This is a genomic window from Nonomuraea sp. NPDC049784 (assembly GCF_040659615.1).
Taxonomy (GTDB): Bacteria; Actinomycetota; Actinomycetes; order Streptosporangiales; family Streptosporangiaceae; genus Nonomuraea.
The window spans coordinates 1-4642 of record NZ_JBFAMX010000723.1; the positions used below are offsets into that span (position 1 = coordinate 1).

Below are 4642 nucleotides of genomic sequence, written 5' to 3' on the forward strand. Positions count from 1 at the left end.
CTGTGGTGGCAGGGGTGCCGGCCGGGGGACCGCCGAGCGGGGGACCGCCGGGGGCTGGGGCCGCGTATCCTGCGCAGGCGATGCGAATTGTGCATGTGCCCGATGCCGAGGCGGCCGCGGCCGAGCTGGCCGGATGGCTGCGGCCGGGTGATGCGGTGCTGGTGAAGGGACCGAGAGCCATGGGACTGGAACGGACGGCCGAGCTGCTGCTCGGAGGTGCCGCCCAGTGATCAACATCGTCATCGCCGGCGCGGTGGGTTTGATCATCTCGATGCTGGGCACCCCGCTGGCGATCAGGCTGTTCTCGCGGCGCGGCTACGGCCAGGAGATCCGCGAGGATGGCGTGCAGGCCCACCTCGGCAAGCGGGGCACCCCCACCATGGGCGGCACCGTGTTCGTGCTGGCCGCCCTGTTCGCCTACGGGGCCTCCCACTTCGCCACGTTCACCCCGCCGACCGTGTCGGGCATGCTGGTGCTGTTCCTCATGACCGGCCTCGGCGCGGTCGGGTTCCTCGACGACTTCATCAAGATCTACAAGCAGCGCAGCCTCGGCCTCCGCAGCGGTGCCAAGGCGCTCGGCCAGCTCGTCGTCGGCGCGGTCTTCGCGTTCCTGGTGGTCCGCCAGCCGAACGTCTACGGCATCACCCCCGCCGAGACCCGGGTGTCGTTCCTGCGGGACATCGGCCCGTCGATCGGCATCGTCGGGTTCACCATCTGGGTGCTCTTCATGATCGTCGGGTTCTCCAACGCGGTGAACCTCACCGACGGGCTCGACGGCCTGGCCAGCGGCGCGACCGGCGTCGTGCTCGCGGCCTACGTGCTGATCGGCAACTGGCAGCTCCGCAACAACTGCATCGACCAGCTCGGCCCCAACTGCTACTGGGTACGAGATCCGCTCGACCTGGCCGTGGTGGCCGCGGCCGTGCTGGGGGCGCTGATCGGGTTCCTGTGGTGGAACGCCCCGCCCGCGCGCATCTTCATGGGCGACACCGGCTCGCTGGCACTCGGCGGCGTGCTGGCCGGGCTGGCCATCGCCACCCGTACCCAGCTCCTGCTGATCATCCTCGCCGGCCTGTGCGTGATGATCACGCTGTCGGTGATCATCCAGGTCGGGTTCTTCAAGATGACGAGGAAACGGGTGTTCAGGATGGCCCCGCTGCAGCACCACTTCGAGCTGAAGGGCTGGGCGGAGACTACGATTGTGGTCAGGTTCTGGCTGATCGCGATGCTCTGCTCGGCTCTCGGGCTCGGGCTGTTCTACGTCGAGTGGATGCCAGGGGCATGAGCGTGACGTGTGTGGCCGGGCTCGGCGTCTCCGGCACCGCCGTGGCCAGGGTCCTGGCCGAGCGCGGCGAGCGGGTCGTGATCGTGGAGGCGGTGGAGGGCGAGCGGCAGCTCGCCGCCGCCGCCGAGCTGGCCGCGGCGGGCGTGGAGACCCGCTTCGGGGCCATGGAGGTCCCGGAGGGGGCGACGCGGCTGGTCACCACCGGCTGGGCGCCGCACCACCCGCTGATCGCCGCCGCGCTCGAAGCGGGCGTCGAGGTGGTGGGCGAGGTCGAGCTGGCCTGGCGGCTGCGGCCGGCGCAGGCGGCGCCGTGGCTCGCGCTGACCGGCACCAACGGCAAGACCACCGCCGTGCGCATGCTCACCTCGATCCTGCTCGCCGCCGGCCGCAAGGCCCTGGCCGTCGGGAACGTGGGCGTCCCCGTGGTGCGGGCCGTCGCCGAGCCGTACGACGTGCTGGCCGTCGAGCTGTCCAGCTTCCAGCTCCACTGGTCGAGCACGCTGGCCCCGCACGCCGCGGCCATCCTCAACGTGGCCCCCGACCACCTCGACTGGCACGGCTCCATGGAGGAGTACGCCGCCGCCAAGGGCCGCATCTACGAGCGGGCCAAGATCGTCATCTACAACGCCGACGACCCCGAGGCGACCAGGCTGGCCGCGCCCTACCCGGGAGCGGTCGGGTTCACGCTGCGGGTGCCCAGGCGGGGTGAGATCGGCGTGGTGGAGGACCTGCTGGTCGACCGGGCGTTCGTGGAGGACCCCGTGGAGGCGGCCGAGGAGCTGGCGACGCTGGAGGACGTCCGTCCCTTCGCGCCGCACAACGTGGCCAACGCGCTGGCCGCCGCCGCCCTGGCCCGCTCCCTCGGCGTCCCTTCCGAGGCGGTACGCCAGGGCCTGCGGGACTTCGTGCCCGATCCCCACCGGCTCGCCCACGTCGACCGGGTCGGCGAGGTCGACTACATCGACGACTCCAAGGCGACCAACCCGCATGCCGCCGCCGCCGCGCTGGCCTCGTACCAGTCGATCGTATGGGTGGCGGGCGGCCTGCTCAAGGGCGCCGACGTCGACGAGCTGGTGCGCCAGGCGGCCCCCAGACTGCGCGGCGCGGTGCTGCTGGGCGCCGATCGCGCGGCCATCGCGGAAGCCATCGCGCGACACGCGCCGAATGTCCCCGTCGTGGACATCGCCGATCGGGACACTGGTGCGATGGAAAGAGTCGTCACCGAAGCCGCCCGGCTGGCCTCGCCCGGGGACACCGTGCTGCTCTCCCCGGCGGGGGCCTCCCTTGACATGTTCGCCAACTATCCGGCGCGGGGGGAGGCCTTCGCACGCGCCGTACACGAGCTGAGGCTGCGACGTGAGCGCGAGCGCTGAGGAACCGCGCGCCGTCGAGGGGCCGGGCAGCTGGGCGCGCGAACAGCTCGGCGCGCTGAAGGAGCTGCTCGACAAGCCGCTGACCACCTACTACCTGATCATCATGTGCAGCGCGCTGCTGCTCGCGCTCGGCCTGATGATGGTGCTGTCGGCCTCCAGCATCGAGGCGCTGCAGAAGACCGGCAGCCCGTTCTCGTGGTTCTTCAAGCAGTCGGTGTCGGCCGCGGTGGGCGCGCCGCTGATGTGGGCCTGCTCGCGCCTGCCGGTCAAGTTCTTCCGCTGGGCGGGCTACCCCATGATGGCGCTGTCGATCCTGGCGCTGGTCATGGTGCTGTTCATCGGCTCGTCCGAGCTGGGCGCGCAGCGGTGGATCTACATCGGCGACTCTCTCACCATCCAGCCGTCCGAGCCGGCCAAACTCGGGCTTGTGCTGTGGGGGGCGGACCTGCTGGCCAGGCGGGCGCGGCTGGGCCGCATCGAGTGGCGGCAGATGCTGATCCCGCTCATGCCCGGCACCGCGATCCTGGCCGTCATGGTCATGCTCGGCCGCGACCTGGGCACCACGCTGGTGCTGTTCATGATCTTCCTGGCGCTGCTGTGGGTGGTGGGGGCGCCGGTGAAGCTGTTCGGCGGCATCCTGTCGCTGGCGGTGCTCGCCGCGGTCATCATGATCAAGGTGGAGCCGTACCGGATGGCGCGCATCGGGGCCTACCTCAACCCGTGGGCCGACGCACAGAACGCCGGATACCAGGCCGTACAGGGGCAGATCGCGATGGGCTCAGGCGGCTGGTTCGGGCTCGGGCTCGGCGCGAGCCGGCAGAAGTGGAGCTGGCTGCCACACGGCGAGAGCGACTTCATCTTCGCCATCCTCGGCGAGGAGCTCGGGCTGATGGGCACGCTGATGGTGGTGGCGCTGTTCGGGCTGCTCGGGTACGCGGGGCTGCGGGTCGCCGTCCGCGTCAACGACGCCTTCACCAGGCTCGCCGCCGCCGCCATGGTGGCCTGGATCGTCGGGCAGGCGACCGTCAACATGGGCGCCGTGCTCGGCGTGCTGCCGATCACCGGCATCCCCCTGCCGCTGGTCTCGTACGGCGGTTCCTCGCTGCTGCCCACGCTCGCCGCGCTCGGCATGCTGTTGTCGTTCGCCAAACGCGAGCCAGGTGCGCGAGAAGCCTTGGCAGCTCGTGGCCCCGGACCGGCCGCCCGGGCCCTAAGCTGGCTTGGCCTGGGGGGTACGACCAGAGGCCGAGTGACACGTTAGGGAGTGACCGAGATGAGGGTGGTCCTCGCCGGTGGGGGGACGGCCGGGCACATCGAGCCCGCGCTCGCCCTTGCGGACGCGCTGCGCCATCTTGACCGGGGCGTCGGCATCACCTGTTTGGGCACGGAGCGCGGTCTGGAGACGCGGCTCGTTCCCGCCAGGGGCTACGAGCTGGAGCTGGTGCCGGCCGTTCCGTTGCCAAGGGCGATCACTCCGAGCCTGCTCACCGTGCCGGGGAGACTGGCAGGGGCGATCAACGCGGCGGCCGGCATACTCGACCGGGTCAAGGCCGACATCCTCGTCGGATTCGGCGGCTACGTCGCGACCCCCGCCTATCTGGCGGCCAAGCGGCGCGGCCTGCCGATCGTCGTGCACGAGGCCAATCCGCGTCCCGGGCTGGCCAACCGGCTCGGCGCCCGGCTCACCGACCACGTCTTCGCCGGCTTCCCCGGCACCACGCTGCCCAAGGCCGAATACATCGGCACCCCGATCCGCCGCGAGATCGTCAACCTCGACCGGCTGTCCATGGGCGACAAGGCGCGCTCCTGGTTCGGGCTGGAGAACGACCGGCCGACGCTGCTGGTGTTCGGCGGCTCTCAGGGGGCCAGGTCGCTCAACGAGGCCGCGACCACGTAGCCGTTCCCGAGCCCGTTCGGGTCCTCCACCTCGTGAATCTTCTGATCGTTCACCCACATCGTCAGCCGCACGGCCGACCCGGTCTGT

3 protein-coding genes and 2 pseudogenes are annotated in these 4642 nt (G+C 71.0%); all 5 read left to right on the forward strand.

The genetic code is table 11. From position 1 onward, the window contains the following. Window positions 1-230, forward strand: a pseudogene (locus AB0J09_RS56840) (UDP-N-acetylmuramoyl-tripeptide--D-alanyl-D-alanine ligase); the annotation flags it as partial. Beyond that, entirely contained in the window at window positions 227-1285 is a 1059-nt protein-coding gene (gene mraY, locus AB0J09_RS56845; protein WP_360711077.1) for a phospho-N-acetylmuramoyl-pentapeptide-transferase, read from the forward strand. The pseudogene AB0J09_RS56840 and the gene mraY, both read left to right, overlap by 4 nt. Further along, window positions 1282-2658: a UDP-N-acetylmuramoyl-L-alanine--D-glutamate ligase gene (murD, locus tag AB0J09_RS56850; protein ID WP_360711079.1), complete on the forward strand. Its 1377-nt coding sequence runs from the start codon at window positions 1282-1284 to the stop codon at window positions 2656-2658. The genes mraY and murD overlap by 4 nt, the downstream gene beginning before the upstream one ends. Beyond that, the gene (ftsW, locus tag AB0J09_RS56855) at window positions 2642-3919 is read left to right on the forward strand and encodes a putative lipid II flippase FtsW (protein ID WP_360711082.1); all 1278 of its coding nucleotides are present in this window, start codon (window positions 2642-2644) and stop codon (window positions 3917-3919) included. The genes murD and ftsW overlap by 17 nt, the downstream gene beginning before the upstream one ends. 12 nt (window positions 3920-3931) lie before the next feature. After that, window positions 3932-4546: pseudogene (locus AB0J09_RS56860) on the forward strand (glycosyltransferase); the annotation flags it as partial. Window positions 4547-4642 lie beyond the last annotated feature (96 nt).

What these genes read in the sequence shown, in the direction of transcription:
- murD (WP_360711079.1), top strand. Translation starts at nt 1,282, where the DNA reads ATGAGCGTGACGTGTGTGGCCGGGCTCGGCGTCTCCGGCACCGCCGTG.